The following is an 18,217-nucleotide window of genomic DNA, read 5'->3' as shown; positions in this document are numbered from 1 at the left end:
ACGTAATCATTCATTTGCATAACTTTCTGAATGTATTTTTTATATCAATTTAAATTTAAGTAGCGTATAAAAGGATTAGTACTAATGATTAAATCAATTGAATCTGTTCAGATGGACGACTTTAACGCCAACTCTAACATCGACTTTTCTTCCGTGCTAGCGGCGGCAGTTCACGATATGAAAAATTCTCTGTGTTTATTAATACAGTCGATTGAAAATTTATCTGATTCTATCCCAAAAGAACTCGACGAAGCACACTGTCAGGTTGCCAATGTACATTATGAGGCATCCAGACTAAATATGAATCTTGTTCAAATGCTTTCTCTTTATCGCGCTCAACTTGAGACTCTACCAACCACTGTAGACGAACATTTTATTGCAGACTTGTTTGAAGATGTTACCGGTTCTAATGCACTTTATTCAAACCAGCGCAAAGTAAGCATTGATGTCAACGTGGACAGCGAGCTAAGGTGGTATCTGGATGGTGATTTGATTTACATGCTTATCAATGATGTCGTAGTAAATGCATTACGATACGGCACATCTCGAATTCGACTGAGCGCAAAAGTAGAAAACTCACATTTGGTCATTAGTGTAGAAGATGATGGGCCAGGCTATCCGGAAGAAATGCTAATAAACAGCAATACCGAACTATCAGACTTCCACGTTAGCCAAGGTAGAACGGGGCTGGGGTTGTTCTTTGCAAGATTGATAGCAGCGGCGCATACCCGCGGAAAAAACTGCGGGACAATAGCCCTGTCAAATGGTGGAGACTTAGGCGGTAGTGTATTTGTAGTAAATTTACCGTAAACTCTGCCGACATAATTAGTAATGAAAACTGTCGCGGTCCGAAATGAGGTAAGCGACAAAATAAAGTGAGCGTAACGTTTCATGTTTACCATAATAATAATTTTAATCGTAGTGTTGATTGTCGCCGCGATTTTTATAAATGCGTTTCAACAGCATCGTGCGAAACTTGAGGCAGAAGAGCGTGCAGAGGTTGTTAAACAAAAAGCAATTATAGATGAAACAGAGAATGTAATGATGGCGGCAAGTAATATGCCGATATCTCCCCGCATTTTGCAGATTTTGCAGAATCGGATTGTCAGCGCTCTAAAAGTAATCCGTAATACTAGACAATCTACTGCAGACATTAAACAGCGCATTTCCGATGCGGAAAGCCGTGCCACTGCGTTAGAAAATACTGAGAGTTTGCCAGTCAATGATTTTTCGCTGCCTGATAATGACAAGATGATTATTCAATACATTCAGGGAGTAAAAAAGTTAAGAATTATGCTGCGTTCAGAACATAGTAAAGGAAGAGTCGATACTAAAACCTTTATTGAAGAAGATAAAAACCTTGAGCGCCTGCAATTAAAAGTGAATGTCGAAACGTTAACCCGGCGCGGCAGAACTGCGATGAATTCGGGCATGTTAGGTTCGGCCCGGCAATATTTCGAAAAAGCGATAGCGGCGCTTGATGCACAGACCCACCCTGATGATTATGTGAAGTCGCGACTACAAACGCTGAGAGAATGGTTGCACGAAATTCAAGCTAATTTGAAAAATACGAATGCAGAAGACCGAGCTCGTAAAAAAGAAGAAGAAAGAGACGAGCTAGACGAACTTTTTGCCCCTAAGAAAAAGTGGTAATAAAAAACTTTCAAACGATGGTACTCGTCAAAAACTGAAAGGCTGCTTTGTGCCGCGAGCTGATCAACACGTGTTACCTAATGCCAGCCCACAATTGGCTGGCTAGCGGAAGGTAATAATGCCCAAGCAGCCGCAAAGGCGACCGTTTATGTGGATTAGTCCCCAGCGTATGATTTTCCGCTGGCTTGTCAAATGGCATTTACCGCATACCATGGTTCAATGGACTCGCTTCTTCAACGGCCTTCGATACTCTAAAACACTGATTATCTAAATACGCACGAGGAACATTCCAAAAATTCTTTTGTATTTTAATCAGCTGACTATACTCGGGGGTCATCTTTTTAACTTCATCTATCAACCATAAGTTACTCTCAAGCCATTTGTGAACTGTATCGCTAGTATTACCCGCACCCTCGCATGCCTCGACAGACGTTTCGAAAATTGATAGTAACCAGGGACCCGCAGAGCCTACTAGTTGGCACTTTGTCGCGCCTGCGTTGCAAACTTCTCTACTCTCTATACTGACGCCTCGCTGAGGTTGGACTTCATCTTGATTAGCCTCCAAAGCGCTCGATGTAAAAAGAAGTATCAGGCAAAAAAATCCTAGTTGGATCTTGGCCATATAATGCCTTTCCCATAATTCATTGTTAGATAAATTTTAGCAAAGTAGTGGCTATTACTTCGGCCTGATATTTTTGATAACTTGCGCACTTACCCAGTACCTTTGCCCTACCCTATTGCGACTTCCGTCTTCATGGGTCTTCCAATCACCCCCATATAAAAGAGATATTTTCCATCAGGTGTAACATGTGGAGATCTTTGCTGAAGTTCAGAATTTATTATTGAGCTCATATTCATTGAGGGGGATCAAGAACCATTTTTGAGCCTAAAACTGATATAGATATCTGCTTGTTCCCTGCTCATCCCCCTGCCCGTTCTCTCGTTCAACATCCCACATTAAATAGGACTTATCTGGCGCAATACAAAAATATGCGCAATGTATTTCCCTTAATTAATCTTATTGCTCAATTTTACTGGTTTTGCATATTTTCCGTCTATCAAGCGTGAATAACCTAGAACGCCGTGACCGTTATATTTTTTTTCAAAATATGGAAAATAAAAAGTTACGTTTGCAGAAGCCGATTTACCATGAGCTTGCTCTTTCATAAACTCTCCAAGGCTTTTCGGTAAAGTCCGAGCCTTATTGGTTCGTTCCCTCTACTCCCCTACCACATACCTAGCTAAGTGATGTATCCATGGGGGCTAAAATCCCGAGCGTAGCAAGGCCGCGCACATGCTAGCGCCAGCAGGTGAATTAATTTTTTCGTTTGTTAACATGGCCAATATTGCCTATTAGGTTATTCACATTTGAGCCTAAAAGCATGGCAGCTATTGCCCAAATATTTGACACGGAATAAGCGAAAAACCACCTAGCGTAGTGAGGTGTATCGTCAATTTAAGTGAAGCCTAGTTTTAAGTAAACGCGAACAGCATCATCCATATTTTTTCTGACAAGATAATCAGATTACGTTCCATTTATACTCGTAGCTAATGACATTCGCGTAAGCGACTTTAAGCGCATGTTATGCGTCGTTTCCTTTAAACAAACCAAAAACAATAATGGCTATACTGGCGAGCATTGTTAGCCCGACAGATATCAGTCCAAGGCTAACCATCTGCTCCTGCATTGGTGATGCAGAAAAACCTGTGCCTGCGATGGGCGTCATTTCGCTTGCTCCGAAAATTGCAGCAAGGGTAACGAAGGCCCAATTTGCGAAGCTGCCGTAGATTAGAAGCCAGAATGCGGCCGATTCTAGTTTCGGAGAGAGGTTCACGTATCCCCAAGCGGCGCCGAGCGCAATCAAAAAAGTGCCATTCATAACGCCCTCAAGATGACTGGCGAGGGCCATTCGTGGGTTTGTGAATTCCGGTATGCCGAAGCCAGTGAACAGTCCGAGTAAAAAAAGCACAGCGCCGAGAGCTACGAAGCGTTTAGCTATTAAAGTATTCATGACGTGTAACTTCTAAATATAAGGGCAAACATGCGGGCTAAAACCCTGAGCGGAGCGAGGGTTCCCATGTATTTGTGTCCTCCCGACCGAAGGGAGTAGTTTGAGCATTTTATTGTAAGTCACTGTTAAAACCATCCTAATCATTTAGTTTATAAAAGTAGTATTAAAATCATTTAGACTACTGTAAAAACAAGGACTGGATCGCAAACTTAATTCTACGCGATGTTTTGCTTTTAACCACGTTACACTGGGTGATTTTTTCAGCGCCCCAAAAAGCCATCAATAGGAAGTGTAGCTAATATACATATAACAACAAGGGTTGTATTAGAAAGCTGAAAAAACAAGCTCAGTTATCTCAGGCTCTTTTTCAATAGATGTGTAATCTAAGAATTGATAATTTATCTTTAAATTTTTAAGCTCAACCCTTTTTTCACGCAAGTCGCTGGCATCAACCGCTAATAACGAAGTTAAAAAAACGAAAATGCTTAAAAATATTAAAATGTATCTAGATGACATAAGTTTTCTTATTGTTCTAGCGCATAACACGCGCATAGGCAGCATATAAACACTTGGCGAAAATTGCGAGCATCGAACGCCGCCAAGCGTTTTGCGTCCGTTCTTGAAGCCCTTGTATAACTAACGGTGATCAACACTATAGATTCTACACGTGGGATTTTTTGAGCCTGACCACAATACAGTTTCATCTGCATATAGAATTATTTCTGATTTACTGTGGTAAGCAGCTAGCAATGCTGAGGACACATTTTGATAACCTGCGCTTTCAGGGGAAATATAAAAGCCCCAAGTGCATGTTGTAGTATTTTGTTCCATTTTCACATACACATCTCCCGTTTCAGTAAATAATAGCCGTTCAATTTTACTGCTTGGAGTATATTCCACAGCAATTCCGCCCATAGTTACTGAAACAAAGAACAAACATAAAATTATCTTTTTCATAAGCGCTCCATGATTTAATAAAATTATAACTTTTCGATAACGGGCACAGGTACGTAGGGCGTAATGGCGACGCCGCCCTGCGTGTATGCGTTCCAGCAAAGGTAGTGAACGAGTTTATTGGATTGTTATCTGTCATGCCGATTTAACCCGCCATTTTTCGAAATTGGGTGACACGAAAGCGACTGCAAAAAACAAAATGGCTGAAACGTACCAGAGTGAACTTTCTTCGGATATGCCAAAGCCTAGCTCAGGTAATATAACTTGCGAAATCAAACCCACAACAGCACCTAAGAAAAGCAAAGTTTCCCAATGAATTTTCGCATTATTTGATAAACGTCTGCCAAGAAAATAGCCCAAGGTTGGTAGAAAATCTAAGAGGAGAGAAAAGGCGATGAGAAATATATATTGGCCATTAGAAAGCTTATCTTGCATGGGTATGCTAAGAAGAATAAACAAGCCTACAACTGCATTTCCTAAAAACAAATAAAGCATAAAATTCCTTTTGACTGCTAACTGCTAAATAAGGGGCGAAGACATGGGGACTAAAATCCGCTCGAAGCGAGTCAACCACATGTTTGCGTCTCACCCTGCGATGCGGACGGACTTAAACTTTTTTATACCCGTTCGCTTAATGCCAACTTTATTCCAAGACCGGCGAAACTGGCCGCAAACAATTTTTGAATTGCTACCGTAGCTCTTTCTGATTTAATTATGATTTTATTGAAGCTACCTGATAAGAAGCCATACACAATAAAAGTCATAAGCATAAATATGAAACCCAAAACAAGCATATGCGTAAGCGCGTTCGCTGAATGTTGCGGAATAAATTGGGGTAAAAAGGCAAGGAAGAATATAGATAACTTAGGGTTTAAGATGTTTAACAAGAAACCTTTAATAGCAATATTTTTGTAACGGCTGTTTTTTTCTTTACTACCTACTGCGAGCGATGAAGAAGACGTCCACATTTGCCACGCTAAATAAAGTAAATAGGCTACGCCAAAGTATTTAACGACCTAAAAAGCGATTGCGCTAGTGTGAAACAGAGCTACCAACCCTAATGTGCTCGCTAATAGAGCAGGCAGAATCCCTAGCGTACAGCCCAATGCAGCAACAACACTAGCTCTTTTGCCAATAAAAAGCCCTGTTGCAATTGTATATAGAACACCTGTACCTGGAATCAGGACAACAACAAGAGAAGTGACTAAAAACTCTATTGAAATCATTTGAATTATCCTTTTCCTTTAAAGAGTATACTTTTAAATAAAGGGCAAAAACGCAGCGCTACAATCGCGAAGCAACGCTGTATTTTTGCGCCCGCACCCGCGCCCGCGGGTACGACTTGAAACGTTTGTTAGTGTTCATCATTCTACAACGAAATCAAACTTAGCAATAAACTTGAGGTTTTGATAATCAGGGTGAGCCTTTGTAAAAAATAACCACTTTCCTACAGCCTTTTGTAATTCCAATCCAAATGCATCTTGTGACGACTCAATAATAACTATGTCTGTTGGGATAAGTGCTTTCGAATTACTAGATGGCTTTTCTGTCAGCCGGTATTCAACTATTGCGCAACCGGAGGGCATTGAACTAGATAAAGAGTTCGGATACTTAGGGTTAATCTTTAAGACTGGGTTTCCAACAGTATGATTTTCGAACTCAGATACTTCTGAGCATGCCATAGCATATGACGATGCTAACAGCGGTAACATTGTGAATAAAAGAGATAGTTTCAATTTTTGCTCCTTGAACGCCCGCATTTTTCGCTGGTTTGCAGCGCAGAGGAAAACCAGCCGAAAATGCGTTTGTTATGTTTCTTTAGCTGAATCCCGTAGTATTGCATGTACTGGTTCCCAATTGTTTTTAAATGGCTCCATTTTCTCAATGCTCCAGTGGAGTCTTAGCCACTTTATTTTTTTAAGGTCTCTACTTGCATAATGATCTTTGATGACCAGTGACGGGATTACGTACACATCTGGCATTTTTGAAGGATCTAAACCTTTTAAATCAACAAAGCAAAATACAACGTTCTCCCCCGAGTGCTCAATAGCTTTTTTACCTAATGTGAATTCTAGATGGTGCCAATCTTTTTTATCGCCTCGCCCACGCTTTCTGCGTGCGGACTTACTTGTTTTAACTTGAATGCTTAAGGTTCTACTACCGTCAATGTTAGATGCGAGAAGATCAATTGTGGGGGAACCTTCACGGACTAGAGCGCAGATGTAGTTAAAGCATGAGAGCACATATGCAATGTAATGCTCACCTGCCCCGCCAACTAATTTGCTATTTGCCACATTCTCTCCTTAAAACATAACATCTAAGTATTTTAACGGCATGATTTTAAATACCAGTTAAATACCTCGCTGGAGCGTGCTTCAACACGGTCCGTTAAATCGGTATAGATGATGCTAATAGAACTTGTATTATTTGGGAAGTGGCGACGTGTTCAAGCTCATTACTGTTTTGGTAAGTGTTGACGTCTTTGTCCATATTTCCACCCTTTTTAAATTGTTAGTTTGATGCTTGAACTCATCAATTTTTCCTTCATCCTTTATTGAGGCCGAGTTTGTTTCTCTGGGGCGGACCCAGCGCTGTAAAACCTATGCGACTGACTAGTTTCTTAGCCAGCCCATAGCGCCTTGTCTCGTTTTCCCATAAGAGGTCTGGAAGAGCAAGGGAATTCAGCTTCAGCTCTCCTTTATGGCATTTACGGCAAAGCCAATGGCTAGGCGATTCATTGTGCCCTCTCGTTTCAAGGTTTTGGAGCGCTGGCACAGTTTTTCATATGCATCAGTTTTTTCTGCGGCAACGGTAAGCCAGATATCCAAAGTGCCTAACGCGCATAAAACCTTTCGGTAAAATATTACAGAGGTATCGGCAAATAAACTCAATCCAGATTAATCGCTTGGCTTTCTGCTTGGTCGGTTGCCGGAAATCTTTGTAGGTGAACTCATCAGTGTCATCAGCAATATCCACTAACCGAAATCCATGCAGAATTTTTTTTGTGCGTGTAGCGTGATAAATAGTTTATCAACACCTCAGGCTTTGTAATACAAGGCTTGCAGTACACGCACCATGACTCGAACGTCAACGTTTCGGCTTGTGGAAACAGCCACTTTACCAGCGCGTAATTTAACCATCGTTTTGGCACGAAACATCTTCGAAAGCGCCTTTACCGGATACTGCCCTCTCATCGGGCACCATTTTCCCGTTGCGTCTAATACACCACCAGGTACTAAGCAATGCAGGTGAATATGCTGAGCCTGTTTTTGCCCCTAAGTGTGGAAGACCGATGTCATCCCCAGTTGGCCTCGGGCATGGCTGCGGGTAGATGTGAATTTGCTAAGTGTTTGCCAGACTGCACCAAACAGCGCTTTATACAAAGAATTGGCAGCATATCGACTCACCACATTCAGATCATGCGGCAACGCGAATACTATATGAAAGTAGCGGACCGGCAGCACTTGTGCCTGTTGCTGTTCCACCCATTGTTGAGTTTTTAATCCTTGGCACCGTGGCCAATGCTGGTCTCAACTCGAACAGTGAAAGCCAAGCTGAGCGTAACTAGCGGTAAGCTAGCGATAGCGATCAAGAAGGCTGATAGTATGATCTGCTGTGGTTTGTTCAGCCCTGCGTTGCCAACTGCTGCTTGCGATATTGTCCTGGGGTGCAACCCGCAAACTCTTTAAACGCCCGTGTAAAGGGGGCGGCAGATGCAAAGCCACTTTCAATCCCGACAACAAGTACAGGCCATTCTTGTTTATCAGGCGCACTCAATAAGTTTTTTGCATGTTCAACCCGCATTTGGTTGATGTAGTGATTAAAATTTTTAGCATTGAATTGGTTGAGCATAACAGTGCGAATACGGTATTCGGGAACATCTAACTCGCGGGCAATATCGGCGACGCGTAAGTTTGATTCCAAAAAGCCCTTTTCTTCAACCAACAACGTTTTTATTTGCTGAGCGAGTTTCGTTTCTTCCTGAACTGACACGTCCAATTTTTGTTCTTTTTCGTCAATGTGTTGTTGACGATATCGAATCAGCCCATGAGTGCTGGTTAGTACTAACAAGTAAGCAAATACAACAAGCCAGTCTCGACCAGTACCGGCTAACACTTCTTTTGGAAGAGCTGCGGCGATCAACATAACACTGAAAACCGCAGTTACGAATGAGGACAGGTAAATCGTGATCATTTTACGCTTTATTGCAGTCGCGTTTTGTAACCCTCGATAGCCTTCCCAAAATGCAAGAATGAGCATACCTGACGATAGCAGCGCAATTGCTTCGGATAAAACGGTAGTAAGAACAGGTAGCCAGTTTGTGTTTGTAAGCCACATTTTTTCGGAAAACATTATAAGGTGGCGCAATATCAGGCAAGCACCAAGTAAGCCGACGAATAAGAGGTGGTGGCGATTGATAGAGTTCGCTTTTCGGAAAAATGCACGGGCAAAAAGCCAGTAGCCGCTGCAGGTGGCAAAACCCAGTGTGCCGATAAGATGATGATAGGGCGACCAAAAGTCGGCAGTCATTTTACCTGCAATATACATCGCCGAAGACCCACAAAAAACAGCATAAGCGAGATGCAAAACGTGGGATTGTCGCAGTCGAAGATGAAAAAATGCTAACGACAGGCTTAGTAACACAATAAGTAGTTGTGCGATTTTCAGGTGGTCCACACTCAATTCCATTTTTTTCTTTCTCTTTTTCCGCGTTTATTTTACGTTAATTCAATTCATTTTCGATAATTTTTGCATTTCATATCTATTTCGTGCATCGATTTTCAAATTCGATGCGCCGGAAGCCTTTATACATGGCAGTCTTGAGCTGACATTTATAAAGTGAGGTACGGATATGCAAAGTCAATCTGACATTAAAAACCATGATATTAAAACAGGAAAAGATCATAAGAATGAATATGCATCAATAAAAGCGGCCGCGCCACCAGTGGCGTTATGGGAAACTTGGGGCCTTCGAATAATCTTTGCTGCAATGGTGATAGTGCTGGGCTCAAAGCAATTAAATTATATTTTAGAGGGGGCGTCTGAATGGACGCAATGGAGAGGTCTCGGGCATTCGATGCTTGCCACGCTTGCTGTAATGGCTATTGGAGGCGTTTTTCGTCCTTTAGCGTTTTTACCTATTATGCTTTATGAAATTGCATGGAAATTGGTCTGGCTGTCAGTTGTCGCTCTGCCACCCTGGCTGGCAGGCCAAGAAATTCCGGCTATCGTCAACGCAAAGGCATCGTTAATCGGAATTGGTGTGTTGATTGTTTTGATCCCATGGCGTTATGTTTGGTGGCGTTACTTTGTCCAACCGATTGAGCCATGGAGACGTAAAAAGCAATCTTGCAGTGACCAATAACAATATGACAGGGCCCGTCTTTCGACGGGCTATCTCATTTTTGTAACTCAAACTTGGCTATCAGCTCAATAGCAGCTTATTGCTTATTTTGAAGACCCGCTGACTATCAATAAAATTTTAGCCCTCCTGGGTGCGAAGTCTGGAGCACCTAAAAACGGTACAACGACCAGATTTACTACTGAAATGCCCTTTTGAAGCGTGATTCCATTCTTCGGGATTTACCTCAGGCTCACTTCCGTAGATTTCTACTTCAAAAGATAAATCCACGTTCCGAAATGTACCAACCGCGAAAGTATTCGGAGGAGTTCCAAGCTTTAAGTTAGTGCTTCTTCCGTCCAGATTTCTGAAGCATCGTCCTCTGCTTCAACGTCCATCAGGTATCCCTGAAAGTAGTCTGCAAATAGCTCAAATTTATGACTCTTCATTGCTGCTTCCTTGACACATAACTTCTCAATAACGGGCAGTAACACGGTGGCGAGAATAACGAAGCCGCCACCGTGTTACGGTCGCAGCCCATTTGTGGGCGTATTTCAGGAACAGAGTACTTTTAAAAGACAATTTACTCTGACCCTGAAATTTTAGTACCACCCAAAGACCAAGTAACAGCGCAATAAATTTTAGCGCAAGCTCACGGACTAATAGCAGAGCAATATTTTTTGAATCATTTGGATTAGAGCAACCACCGGCCAGCTCCTCATCTAATTCCACTAAATACTCGAGAAAAATTAAACAGAAAATCATTAGCGCTGGCGCGCCTGTAACCACGTGATATTCCGTACTTTCTAACACCTTAAACATTGTAGATAGCAATAAGGAAACGAAAAGAATGGAGAGAAAAGCAAACTTTTTTTTTCATCTAGTATTTAGCTTATAGCGATTTACTTTACGCAATTTGCCACATTCGTAGCGCATCGCTACAATATATTGACTGTTTAGTAGGAGATATATAATGGCAACAGCGAGCGTAAGACTAAGCCAAGATCTAGTTGAGAAAGCTACTATTATGGGTAAAGCGCTGAATCGCACCATGCCTAAACAAATTGAGCACTGGGCGAAAATAGGCGAAATGATGGAAGATAATCCAGATTTGCCTTACGCATTTGTAAAACAGGCAATAATTTCTAAAGCTGAAAAAGAGGCGGGGAAATTGGAACCATACGATTTTGGCTAATATTATCACTGTTTTACAGACAGCTAATTTCAAGAAAGCTGTTAAGAAGCTACACCAGAATCAGAAAAAAGATCTGGATAAGGCGGTAAAAGCACTGATGGAAGAGCCGCTGCAGGGCGAGCAGAAAAAAGGTGACTTGTCATTTCTTCGCGTCTACAAATTCAAGATGGTCAAGCAGTTAACTTTACTCGGGTACAGTTACGAGGATGGAACTGTAATCCTTGAATTAATAGCGCTTGGTTCGCATGAGAATTTTTACCGTGATCTTAAAAAGTTATTCTGATCAATTGCGTATAACTTTAAGCTAAAGGGCAAAAATACAATGCTATAATCGCGAAGGGGTATTGTATTTTTGTCCTAGTGTGCGCCTGCGCACCCGCCATTACTTGCTTGTTAGGTGCGCTCATAAACATTCCTAAGTTTATTGCCCCAAAGACGCTTGTAGATGGTAATGTTGAGCTTTTGGTCTAGGCGACAATAGCTTATACATTGGACTTGAACAAACTTGCCTGATTTAAGCTTTACCTTAGCAAAGTCTACTTTGTGTGCACTACGATTGTTACCACCTAATGGCTTTTCAGATATTGAATACACCTTACCTTCAGTTGAACCAACTACAAAACCAGTGATTAAAGAATATTGAAAAATTACAGCCAAAAGAGTGATCACTAGGAAGCCGAAAACTAAAATAACCATCGGATGTTCAGACATAAAATGTTGGATCTTTCGCATTTGCACCTAACTTCCAAATATCGGACAAAAATACAATGCTATAATCGCGAAGCGGCATTGTGTTTTTATCCCAGAGCCCGTCCCTAGCGGGCACGCGATTATTCGCTTGTTATGTCCCCGCATGCCACGAAATATCAATTTTTCTGTGTTGTGCAACACAATCTCGAAGATACAAGTTGATTAAACTTTGCTATGGCACCCCGTTTTCTTCGGACATACCTTTAAAATATTCAATGACATCCTCGCTTAACCTCATTGTGACAGGCTTTTTAAGTTTTGAGAAATAAGGGTTCTTCCGTGATTTCATTTTTGATAAATCATATTGATCTTTCATATCAATCACCTCAGTAATGCCGTTTTTCAAGTTTAGTAGCCTTACTAGCTGAAATAATACGGATAAAATTTCTATCATTTCTTTCGCAATGACACAGTAGTAACCTTGATTCATTACTAGTCCCAAGCATCAAGAAACGGTCTTCTTCCAGTTGGGTATGGCTATCATCATAAAATAGGCAAGCAAATTCGTCATAGAAAACAGATCTTGCTTCTTCAAAACTGATACCATGTTTTTTGATGTTGGAATTAGCTTTTGCTAAATGGCACTCGAATTTAATCATATGCACACTGTATGTACATCGCGAGATGTGTCAAAAGGCATAACACTTCAATTTGCGGCGAACATTAGCGAGTTCGGACGCGATAGCGCCGAACAACATTGATTTGTTATGAGTTATACTTACAGACTTGCACATTATTTTCCCTACCATACTGCAACATGTAATGGTTGTACGCTTCTGCGTATACTGGTGCGATAGCTTGTAATTTACGCTCTTCATAGCTATTGATAACATCATCAATATTTATGTACCTGACATTTCTCCCAGGATCACAATTTTTATCTATTCTAGGCACCACCTTCAAAAGCATACCCATCACACCTATAAACCTCGTATCTCCAGAACGAATCGCTTTTTTCGCATCAATTTCTGGATTTGCCTTTAGCAACCATTCAAGACCATTATCACGCTCCCCCACTTTAGCATCTGTGCAAGATGCTAAAAAAATTATGGCTACTATCAAACATATAGCTTTATTCATAAAGACTCATAACACCTAGCTTTGGGACGCAGGCACGTGGGCTAAATGCGAAGCAGCCCCCCGTCTTTGCGTCCCAGTGACCGAAGGGAACAAAAATAGCGCTTTGTTAGCCACGTTCTAGCCAGTAGCCGGGCTTCCTATGATTGTGCATAACTGAACAACTTGAAGTGTTTCGCCACCTTGAATTTATATATAACAGAGAAAGGAAAGCGGCTTAATACAAAACGGCGATGAAATTGCCCCTCTTAGGCCAAGCAGAAGGGAGTGACTGAATTGATTCAAATGACTCTTCTAGCTCATTAATGAACTCGTAACCCAATCCCTTAGACTGCTCCTGATACCTTTCAAAAGAGTATTTAATTTCTATTTGAACGTCTGGGTGAAAAGTAAGTGGAAGCATTAGCCAAAAATATTGCTTCTTAATTCTTCCCAACTAAGACCATTAACTTTTCCACTTTCAAGGTCTGAGCTACGTGATTCTGCTAGTTTCAACCAGTCAGAGTCTACATTGTCTTCAGACTTCGAATTTAATGCCGTAAGAAGGCAATGAGCCGCTAAATCCTTTTCCTTTGTACTAAGTTGCTCGATATTTTCAAGCATGATTTTCAATGCATCTGACATATTGCACCTTCTGACAGCTTAACCCAAATAATAACACTAAAACCGGTTTAGAGAAGTGTAAAAATACTTTAGGTGGCTAACGCCCGCATAACGGGCAACAATACGTAGGCTACAATACCAAGCGAAGCGCAGGGAGCCTACGAATTTTTGTCCCAGCGAACGTAGTGAGCGAGTTTACGCGCTTGTTAAACCAACAACGATAGCCTAGAATGACCTAATTAAAGACCTTTTAGGAGACCGTTATGGCGGCGAGAGTTTTGGCAGAAGTTGCAGCAAGTATTACTGAACTAAAAGCAAATCCTATGAAAGTTGCGCGCAGTGCATATGGCGACCCTGTTGCTATATTAAATCGAAATGAACCCGCATTCTATTGCGTCCCGGCTGAGATTTACGAAAAAATGATGGACCGTTTAGAAGATCTGGAACTACTACAACTTGTTAAAGAAAGGCAAGGTGAAGAAAGCGTTTCGGTGAGTTTGGATGACCTATAAATTAACGTTTAAGAAAAGCGCCTTAAAAGAATGGAACAAACTAGGTTGCACTTTGCAGCAGCAACTGAAAAAGAAGTTAGCAGAAAGATTAAAAACACCACACGTAGCGCCAGATAGAGTGTTAGATGCCGACAATGTTTACAAAATAAAATTACGTCAATCAGGATATAGGTTGGTATACCAGGTGTTAGATGACGTAGTTGTGGTTACAGTGCTCGCAGTTGGAAAACGTGAGAGAAATGAGGCTTACAAAAAAGCATTAAAGAGACTTGATGCTGAATAAGGGTTTAGACAAAATGACTCCCTGTGAAAGTGCTAGCCCCCGCATTTTCGTGGATTGAATCGACACTAATTTCCTAGACGCCTCTTAGTTAGATAAACTAGCTAAAAATACAGAGGTGCATATGAGCGGCAAGCGCTACCCAGAAGAATTCAAAATTGAAGCGGTTAAACAGGTAGTTGATCGCGGTCATTCAATATCTGACGTTGCGAAACGATTAGATGTCACAACACACAGTCTTTATGCCTGGGTCAAAAAATACGGCCCTGACTCTAAACAGCACAATGAGCTGAGCGATGCTCAAGCCGAAATTAAACGGTTACAAAAAGAATTAAAACGGACGACAGAAGAACGTGACCTGTTGAAAAAAGCCGCGGCATACTTCGCAAAGCAGTCCGACTGAGGTATGCCTTTATTAAAGAAAACTCGGACAGTTGGCCTGTTCGTTGGCTTTGCAAAATGTTCGATGTTCATCCGAGTGGATATTACGCATGGAATAAAAAGCCTCACTCTAACCGAGCTAAAGCCAATCAACGTCTTACAGGTTTGATTAAACAGTTCTGGTTAGAGTCTGGTGGTGTTTACGGTTACCGGAAAGTTCATTCTGACTCACGTGATGTTGGTGAGAAATGCGGTGTTAATCGCGTTTATCGGCTGATGCGAGATGAAGGGCTAAAAGCTCAGGTAGGATACCGGAAACCTCGTCATCGTAGCGGTGAGAGCCATATCGGCGTGCCCAATCGATTGCAGCGGCAATTTAATCCAGAATCGCCAGATGAGTCATGGGTGACCGACATCACTCATATCCGTACTCATGAAGGGTGGCTTTACTTGGCTGTGGTTGTCGACTTGTTCTCTCGTAAAGTCATTGGTTGGTCAATGCAATCACGGATCACGAAGGAAATCGTGTTAGATGCATTGTTAATGGCAGTATGGCGACGAAACCCTAAGAAAATGGTGACAATCCACTCCGATCAAGGTAGTCAATACACAAGCCATGATTGGCAACACTTCCTTAAAGTAAATGGTCTTGAAGGCAGCATGAGCCGACGAGGTAACTGTCATGATAACGCGGTAGCTGAGAGCTTCTTCCAATTGCTAAAACGTGAACGAGTTAAGCGAAAAGTCTATTCAACAAGGGACGATGCTAGAAGTGATATCTTCGATTACATAGAAATGTTTTATAACAATAAACGAAAACATGGTTTCAATGATCTACTTTCGCCAGTAGAGTATGAAAAACGACATCAAGAACGGCTAGGAAGTGTTTAGATTATTGGTGTCGATTCACAAAGCAAAAATGATTGTATCTGCCAAGGAAATCTTTGCTGTGAGATTTAGAGCAGTAAAAAGAAATGCTTGGAAAACTACCAACCATTTAATGATGTCTAGATGCTTATCCCTCTCATACTTGATTGCGGATTCTATCTCTCCGATTTCAAAACTCTGCATGCAATTATTCCTTGTAAGCACCTAACGCCTTGCTCAGCGGAAAACGACGAGCGCCAGCGAGTTGGTTTTCCGATGCAGCAACTTGTTAGCTTTTCAACTGTTTCTGCTGCCACCAATGCTTGATTAAAGAAACAACAATCACAATCAATGTAACCGGAAAAATGATATTCCAAGTCACCATTGATAATGGAGATAACCAAGTTGCATCTTTTACACCACCAATTAAAAATGCGGTATACAGTAGATACAAACCAAAAAACAACATGCCTTCAATCCGGTTTAATACAGCCCCGGTCAACATAAGAGGCGCGCATAGCAAAGCAACCCCAAGCATGATTGGAAAGTCCTGTTCAATTAGTTGTGTATTACCAAGCAAGCCTTCACTGCTAAATAGACCGGATATGCCAAGAACTGCCAACAAATTGAATACATTGCTGCCAATCACATTACCTACTGCAATATCTCTTTGCCCTTTAAAACTGGCCACTATTGAAGTGACTACTTCAGGCAATGATGTGCCTATCGCTAAAATGGTGAGCCCTATAATCGCTTCACTGACCGCGAATGTACGCGCAATGGTGACCGCACTATTCACTAATAAATTCGCACCGATGATCAAAAGAACTAAGCCAGCGACTAACCATAAGGTACTTTGCCATACCGGATGGTGTCCGGTTGTTAATGAAGATACTTCATCATCATTTGTGTCTACAGCTACACTGTCAGCTCGTTTGCCTTGCACAAAAAGAAACGTTGTGTAGCCAACTAATAAAACGACCAATAGCCCACATTCCCACACGCTCAGGAGCCCATCTGTCGCCATGTAGAAGACTAGCGCACTGGCCAATACCATTATTGGGACGTCCTGGCGTATCAATTGTTTTGAGATGGCTAGTGGTGTGATAAGTGCGGCTAAACCCAAAATAAACAACACATTGAAAATATTGCTACCGACCACGTTAGCAATTGCCAGCTCTGTCTTATTTGCGAGCGCGGAGTTCATACTGACAGCTAGTTCAGGAGCGCTTGTACCAAACGCGACCACAGTCAAACCAATCACGAGACTTGGAATTCCAATATTGGCCGCTAATCTAGCCGCTCCCTTAACTAAGCCCTCTGCCCCTAAAATCAATAAAACCAAGCCAAAAACCAGCAGAAGATAATCCATTTCTACCTCATAAACTGTGGGGTTAAATTAAAAAGCTAACGCCCTAATCAGCCGCGCCACTGTTTGGCGTCGGCTGCATTTGATTGTTATGTATCACATTAACTCGAAACATGAAGTTTTGTCACCTTCAAGCCATTTAAAAACGGATTCAGTTGCTGTTTTCCACTTGGTTGAATCATTAAGCAAGTATACTTTTATGTTAGCTGGGCAAGACTCTGTTTTTTGGAATTCGATAAGTTGAAGAAAACCACCTGCGACAGGGTTAATGTGTTCTACAGATACTTTCGCAAAGGCTTTATCATTTGAAATATATCCCTCTATACGATCTTCCGTTGATATAGCCATGTAACCGCCAGCCGCAGGAACAATTGAGCCATCGGTACCGCCATGACATCGAGCTGTATTTTGAGCAATTATTTCGTAGGCTTTAAATAATTCAGTTTGAACACATTTGGACTCTATTTTGTAGTGATTTGCTTTTAATTCTTGCTCCGATTTAGGCAAAGAAATACAACCAGCTAGTACAGAGATAAGAAAGATAAGACTTAATTTTTTCACCACAATCCTCCGTGATACATAACGCCCCAAGAAGGGGCAATAACATGTGGGCTATAATACGGAACGAAGTGACGGGAGCCCACCTGTTAATGTCCCGCTTACTTGGTTTGTTATGTGGTTTACTGCGTAACCATATAAGTCTCGGCAGATAAGAACCAGTTCTTTTTGTACATGCATTTTACGATAAACGCATATTGGACATTTTGACTAGGTAATTGTTTATCAACTACATGATCTTTCATTTCACTTTTGCAGAGTGCAAAGTCCTTTTTAGCTCCGACTATATTGTCATCGACAGGGGGAACTTCTGTGTTTCTAACCCAATGGGTAACGTACCCAAAATAGTCGTAGTTATCCTGATATGAGAAGCTTAATTCTACTTCTTTAGGCTTGGTCGCCGTGCAGCCGCACAAAAAAACTGCAAGCAAAATGTTAATAAATCTAGTCATTTTCAATTGCCACATAACAATTTAATAAGGCGCAAATTGCGCGTTTTTCTACCGAGCATGTGCTCGTTTTTGTCCATAGTGCCATGATTCCCATGTTTCTTAAAGCCAATAGATGCCAAGGCTTTAAGAAAATTTACCTGATAATTCGTATGACAAAAACGCGCGATTGGGTCGTTTTCTTGAATATAGGGGAAAGGTGGCTATAACTGTGTA

At 41.5% G+C, this 18,217-nt stretch carries 29 protein-coding genes and 3 pseudogenes; 8 read left to right on the top strand and 24 right to left on the bottom strand.

Going from position 1 to position 18,217, the window contains the following annotated elements; genetic code table 11:
- The first annotated feature begins 84 nt into the window (after window positions 1-84).
- Together OPS28_RS10660 and OPS28_RS10655 are read left to right on the top strand one after the other, a co-directional pair.
- On the top strand, window positions 85-810 hold the full coding sequence (locus OPS28_RS10660) for a sensor histidine kinase (protein ID WP_265609436.1): 726 nt from the start codon (window positions 85-87) through the stop codon (window positions 808-810).
- An 81-nt stretch (window positions 811-891) separates the two neighbouring features.
- Window positions 892-1,653 (top strand): hypothetical protein, encoded by a 762-nt coding sequence (locus tag OPS28_RS10655; RefSeq protein WP_265609435.1) that lies wholly within the window; start codon window positions 892-894, stop codon window positions 1,651-1,653.
- Between the two features lie 199 nt (window positions 1,654-1,852).
- Here OPS28_RS10655 and OPS28_RS10650 read toward each other — a convergent pair whose 3' ends face one another.
- From OPS28_RS10650 to OPS28_RS10600, 15 genes and pseudogenes are all read right to left on the bottom strand, one after another.
- Window positions 1,853-2,275 carry a hypothetical protein gene (locus OPS28_RS10650; RefSeq protein ID WP_265609434.1) on the bottom strand — a complete coding sequence of 141 codons (423 nt, stop codon included), beginning with the start codon at window positions 2,273-2,275 and terminating at the stop codon, window positions 1,853-1,855.
- A gap of 386 nt (window positions 2,276-2,661) precedes the next feature.
- Window positions 2,662-2,820, bottom strand: a complete 159-nt coding sequence (locus tag OPS28_RS10645) for a hypothetical protein (protein WP_265609433.1) — start codon at window positions 2,818-2,820, stop codon at window positions 2,662-2,664.
- 416 nt (window positions 2,821-3,236) lie between these two features.
- Complete coding sequence (locus OPS28_RS10640) at window positions 3,237-3,665, bottom strand: hypothetical protein (RefSeq protein WP_265609432.1); 429 nt, start codon at window positions 3,663-3,665, stop codon at window positions 3,237-3,239.
- Between the two features lie 324 nt (window positions 3,666-3,989).
- Window positions 3,990-4,181, bottom strand: coding sequence for a hypothetical protein (locus OPS28_RS10635; protein ID WP_265609431.1), 192 nt, complete (start codon window positions 4,179-4,181; stop codon window positions 3,990-3,992).
- Between the two features lie 120 nt (window positions 4,182-4,301).
- Complete coding sequence (locus OPS28_RS10630; protein WP_265609430.1) at window positions 4,302-4,622, bottom strand: hypothetical protein; 321 nt, start codon at window positions 4,620-4,622, stop codon at window positions 4,302-4,304.
- 132 nt (window positions 4,623-4,754) lie between these two features.
- A complete protein-coding gene (locus tag OPS28_RS10625) occupies window positions 4,755-5,114 on the bottom strand; it encodes a hypothetical protein (RefSeq protein WP_265609429.1) in 360 nt (119 codons plus the stop codon).
- A 122-nt stretch (window positions 5,115-5,236) separates the two neighbouring features.
- Window positions 5,237-5,623: pseudogene (locus OPS28_RS10620) on the bottom strand (LysE family translocator); the annotation flags it as partial.
- A 12-nt stretch (window positions 5,624-5,635) separates the two neighbouring features.
- Complete coding sequence (locus tag OPS28_RS10615) at window positions 5,636-5,845, bottom strand: hypothetical protein (protein WP_265609428.1); 210 nt, start codon at window positions 5,843-5,845, stop codon at window positions 5,636-5,638.
- Between the two features lie 138 nt (window positions 5,846-5,983).
- Window positions 5,984-6,355 carry a hypothetical protein gene (locus OPS28_RS10610; protein ID WP_265609427.1) on the bottom strand — a complete coding sequence of 124 codons (372 nt, stop codon included), beginning with the start codon at window positions 6,353-6,355 and terminating at the stop codon, window positions 5,984-5,986.
- A gap of 72 nt (window positions 6,356-6,427) precedes the next feature.
- Complete coding sequence (locus OPS28_RS10605) at window positions 6,428-6,913, bottom strand: hypothetical protein (protein ID WP_265609426.1); 486 nt, start codon at window positions 6,911-6,913, stop codon at window positions 6,428-6,430.
- Between the two features lie 496 nt (window positions 6,914-7,409).
- Window positions 7,410-7,595, bottom strand: a complete 186-nt coding sequence (locus OPS28_RS17175) for a transposase (protein WP_442863984.1) — start codon at window positions 7,593-7,595, stop codon at window positions 7,410-7,412.
- A complete protein-coding gene (locus tag OPS28_RS17170; protein WP_442863992.1) occupies window positions 7,582-7,710 on the bottom strand; it encodes a transposase in 129 nt (42 codons plus the stop codon). Before OPS28_RS17170 ends, OPS28_RS17175 begins: the two co-directional genes overlap by 14 nt.
- Window positions 7,658-7,882 (bottom strand): annotated as a pseudogene (locus OPS28_RS17165) (transposase); the annotation flags it as partial. The gene OPS28_RS17170 and the pseudogene OPS28_RS17165, both read right to left, overlap by 53 nt.
- Window positions 7,883-7,894: 12 nt before the next feature.
- A pseudogene (locus tag OPS28_RS17160) lies at window positions 7,895-8,134 on the bottom strand (transposase zinc-binding domain-containing protein); the annotation flags it as partial.
- Between the two features lie 109 nt (window positions 8,135-8,243).
- Complete coding sequence (locus OPS28_RS10600) at window positions 8,244-9,296, bottom strand: helix-turn-helix transcriptional regulator (RefSeq protein WP_265609425.1); 1,053 nt, start codon at window positions 9,294-9,296, stop codon at window positions 8,244-8,246.
- Window positions 9,297-9,471: 175 nt separating this feature from the next.
- On the opposite strand from OPS28_RS10600, the gene OPS28_RS10595 reads away from it, so the two are divergent.
- Window positions 9,472-9,984: a hypothetical protein gene (locus tag OPS28_RS10595; protein WP_265609424.1), complete on the top strand. Its 513-nt coding sequence runs from the start codon at window positions 9,472-9,474 to the stop codon at window positions 9,982-9,984.
- A gap of 450 nt (window positions 9,985-10,434) precedes the next feature.
- Here OPS28_RS10595 and OPS28_RS10590 read toward each other — a convergent pair whose 3' ends face one another.
- The gene (locus tag OPS28_RS10590; protein ID WP_265609423.1) at window positions 10,435-10,782 is read right to left on the bottom strand and encodes a hypothetical protein; all 348 of its coding nucleotides are present in this window, start codon (window positions 10,780-10,782) and stop codon (window positions 10,435-10,437) included.
- 151 nt (window positions 10,783-10,933) lie between these two features.
- On the opposite strand from OPS28_RS10590, the gene OPS28_RS10585 reads away from it, so the two are divergent.
- Both OPS28_RS10585 and OPS28_RS10580 read left to right on the top strand, forming a co-directional pair.
- Window positions 10,934-11,155, top strand: coding sequence for a TA system antitoxin ParD family protein (locus OPS28_RS10585; RefSeq protein ID WP_265609422.1), 222 nt, complete (start codon window positions 10,934-10,936; stop codon window positions 11,153-11,155).
- On the top strand, window positions 11,148-11,438 hold the full coding sequence (locus tag OPS28_RS10580) for a type II toxin-antitoxin system RelE/ParE family toxin (protein WP_265609421.1): 291 nt from the start codon (window positions 11,148-11,150) through the stop codon (window positions 11,436-11,438). The genes OPS28_RS10585 and OPS28_RS10580 overlap by 8 nt, the downstream gene beginning before the upstream one ends.
- A gap of 110 nt (window positions 11,439-11,548) precedes the next feature.
- On the opposite strand, the gene OPS28_RS10575 is transcribed toward OPS28_RS10580, so the two are convergent.
- The 5 genes from OPS28_RS10575 to OPS28_RS10560 form a co-directional block, all read right to left on the bottom strand.
- Window positions 11,549-11,887: a hypothetical protein gene (locus tag OPS28_RS10575; RefSeq protein ID WP_265609420.1), complete on the bottom strand. Its 339-nt coding sequence runs from the start codon at window positions 11,885-11,887 to the stop codon at window positions 11,549-11,551.
- A 190-nt stretch (window positions 11,888-12,077) separates the two neighbouring features.
- Window positions 12,078-12,335, bottom strand: a complete 258-nt coding sequence (locus tag OPS28_RS10570; protein ID WP_265609419.1) for a hypothetical protein — start codon at window positions 12,333-12,335, stop codon at window positions 12,078-12,080.
- Window positions 12,232-12,504: a BrnT family toxin gene (locus tag OPS28_RS17155; RefSeq protein ID WP_442863983.1), complete on the bottom strand. Its 273-nt coding sequence runs from the start codon at window positions 12,502-12,504 to the stop codon at window positions 12,232-12,234. The genes OPS28_RS10570 and OPS28_RS17155 overlap by 104 nt, the downstream gene beginning before the upstream one ends.
- A gap of 106 nt (window positions 12,505-12,610) precedes the next feature.
- Complete coding sequence (locus OPS28_RS10565) at window positions 12,611-12,985, bottom strand: hypothetical protein (RefSeq protein WP_265609418.1); 375 nt, start codon at window positions 12,983-12,985, stop codon at window positions 12,611-12,613.
- 399 nt (window positions 12,986-13,384) lie between these two features.
- The gene (locus tag OPS28_RS10560; RefSeq protein WP_265609417.1) at window positions 13,385-13,606 is read right to left on the bottom strand and encodes an addiction module protein; all 222 of its coding nucleotides are present in this window, start codon (window positions 13,604-13,606) and stop codon (window positions 13,385-13,387) included.
- 242 nt (window positions 13,607-13,848) lie between these two features.
- On the opposite strand from OPS28_RS10560, the gene OPS28_RS10555 reads away from it, so the two are divergent.
- The 3 genes from OPS28_RS10555 (at window position 13,849) to OPS28_RS10545 (ending at window position 15,649) form a co-directional block, all read left to right on the top strand.
- Window positions 13,849-14,097, top strand: coding sequence for a type II toxin-antitoxin system Phd/YefM family antitoxin (locus tag OPS28_RS10555; RefSeq protein WP_265609416.1), 249 nt, complete (start codon window positions 13,849-13,851; stop codon window positions 14,095-14,097).
- Window positions 14,087-14,380, top strand: coding sequence for a type II toxin-antitoxin system RelE family toxin (locus tag OPS28_RS10550; RefSeq protein ID WP_265609415.1), 294 nt, complete (start codon window positions 14,087-14,089; stop codon window positions 14,378-14,380). Before OPS28_RS10555 ends, OPS28_RS10550 begins: the two co-directional genes overlap by 11 nt.
- Window positions 14,381-14,501: 121 nt before the next feature.
- Window positions 14,502-15,649, top strand: a protein-coding gene (locus OPS28_RS10545; RefSeq protein ID WP_265609414.1) for an IS3 family transposase whose coding sequence is annotated in 2 segments (ribosomal slippage) — window positions 14,502-14,748 and window positions 14,748-15,649 — 1,149 coding nt in all. Because the reading frame shifts where the segments join, the coding sequence is not laid out codon by codon here.
- Window positions 15,650-15,914: 265 nt separating this feature from the next.
- Here OPS28_RS10545 and OPS28_RS10540 read toward each other — a convergent pair.
- The 3 genes from OPS28_RS10540 to OPS28_RS10530 all read right to left on the bottom strand — a co-directional run bounded on the left by OPS28_RS10540 (window position 15,915) and on the right by OPS28_RS10530 (window position 18,004).
- Window positions 15,915-16,997, bottom strand: a complete 1,083-nt coding sequence (locus tag OPS28_RS10540; protein ID WP_265609413.1) for a calcium/sodium antiporter — start codon at window positions 16,995-16,997, stop codon at window positions 15,915-15,917.
- Window positions 16,998-17,090: 93 nt separating this feature from the next.
- On the bottom strand, window positions 17,091-17,555 hold the full coding sequence (locus OPS28_RS10535; protein ID WP_265609412.1) for a hypothetical protein: 465 nt from the start codon (window positions 17,553-17,555) through the stop codon (window positions 17,091-17,093).
- Window positions 17,556-17,674: 119 nt separating this feature from the next.
- On the bottom strand, window positions 17,675-18,004 hold the full coding sequence (locus OPS28_RS10530; protein WP_265609411.1) for a hypothetical protein: 330 nt from the start codon (window positions 18,002-18,004) through the stop codon (window positions 17,675-17,677).
- Window positions 18,005-18,217: the final 213 nt, after the last annotated feature.

Source organism: Alteromonas sp. ASW11-130 (assembly GCF_026183735.1).
In the GTDB taxonomy this organism is placed as follows: Bacteria; Pseudomonadota; Gammaproteobacteria; order Enterobacterales; family Alteromonadaceae; genus Alteromonas.
The sequence above is the reverse complement of the archived record's forward strand: the minus strand, read 5'-3'. Positions and strand labels throughout refer to the sequence as shown.

Excerpts from the sequence above, each read along its gene's own strand:
- OPS28_RS10570 (WP_265609419.1), bottom strand. The coding sequence starts at position 12,335 with ATGAATCAAGGTTACTACTGTGTCATTGCGAAAGAAATGATAGAAATT.
- OPS28_RS10555 (WP_265609416.1), top strand. The coding sequence starts at position 13,849 with ATGGCGGCGAGAGTTTTGGCAGAAGTTGCAGCAAGTATTACTGAACTA.
- OPS28_RS10630 (WP_265609430.1), bottom strand. The coding sequence starts at position 4,622 with ATGAAAAAGATAATTTTATGTTTGTTCTTTGTTTCAGTAACTATGGGC.
- OPS28_RS10540 (WP_265609413.1), bottom strand. The coding sequence starts at position 16,997 with ATGGATTATCTTCTGCTGGTTTTTGGCTTGGTTTTATTGATTTTAGGG.
- OPS28_RS10645 (WP_265609433.1), bottom strand. The coding sequence starts at position 2,820 with ATGAAAGAGCAAGCTCATGGTAAATCGGCTTCTGCAAACGTAACTTTT.
- OPS28_RS10565 (WP_265609418.1), bottom strand. The coding sequence starts at position 12,985 with ATGAATAAAGCTATATGTTTGATAGTAGCCATAATTTTTTTAGCATCT.
- OPS28_RS10560 (WP_265609417.1), bottom strand. The coding sequence starts at position 13,606 with ATGTCAGATGCATTGAAAATCATGCTTGAAAATATCGAGCAACTTAGT.
- OPS28_RS10655 (WP_265609435.1), top strand. The coding sequence starts at position 892 with ATGTTTACCATAATAATAATTTTAATCGTAGTGTTGATTGTCGCCGCG.
- OPS28_RS10575 (WP_265609420.1), bottom strand. The coding sequence starts at position 11,887 with ATGCGAAAGATCCAACATTTTATGTCTGAACATCCGATGGTTATTTTA.
- OPS28_RS10585 (WP_265609422.1), top strand. The coding sequence starts at position 10,934 with ATGGCAACAGCGAGCGTAAGACTAAGCCAAGATCTAGTTGAGAAAGCT.
- OPS28_RS10530 (WP_265609411.1), bottom strand. The coding sequence starts at position 18,004 with ATGACTAGATTTATTAACATTTTGCTTGCAGTTTTTTTGTGCGGCTGC.
- OPS28_RS10635 (WP_265609431.1), bottom strand. The coding sequence starts at position 4,181 with ATGTCATCTAGATACATTTTAATATTTTTAAGCATTTTCGTTTTTTTA.
- OPS28_RS10590 (WP_265609423.1), bottom strand. The coding sequence starts at position 10,782 with ATGTTTAAGGTGTTAGAAAGTACGGAATATCACGTGGTTACAGGCGCG.
- OPS28_RS10625 (WP_265609429.1), bottom strand. The coding sequence starts at position 5,114 with ATGCTTTATTTGTTTTTAGGAAATGCAGTTGTAGGCTTGTTTATTCTT.
- OPS28_RS17155 (WP_442863983.1), bottom strand. The coding sequence starts at position 12,504 with ATGATTAAATTCGAGTGCCATTTAGCAAAAGCTAATTCCAACATCAAA.
- OPS28_RS10660 (WP_265609436.1), top strand. The coding sequence starts at position 85 with ATGATTAAATCAATTGAATCTGTTCAGATGGACGACTTTAACGCCAAC.
- OPS28_RS10615 (WP_265609428.1), bottom strand. The coding sequence starts at position 5,845 with ATGATTTCAATAGAGTTTTTAGTCACTTCTCTTGTTGTTGTCCTGATT.
- OPS28_RS10595 (WP_265609424.1), top strand. The coding sequence starts at position 9,472 with ATGCAAAGTCAATCTGACATTAAAAACCATGATATTAAAACAGGAAAA.
- OPS28_RS10640 (WP_265609432.1), bottom strand. The coding sequence starts at position 3,665 with ATGAATACTTTAATAGCTAAACGCTTCGTAGCTCTCGGCGCTGTGCTT.
- OPS28_RS10650 (WP_265609434.1), bottom strand. The coding sequence starts at position 2,275 with ATGGCCAAGATCCAACTAGGATTTTTTTGCCTGATACTTCTTTTTACA.
- OPS28_RS10550 (WP_265609415.1), top strand. The coding sequence starts at position 14,087 with ATGACCTATAAATTAACGTTTAAGAAAAGCGCCTTAAAAGAATGGAAC.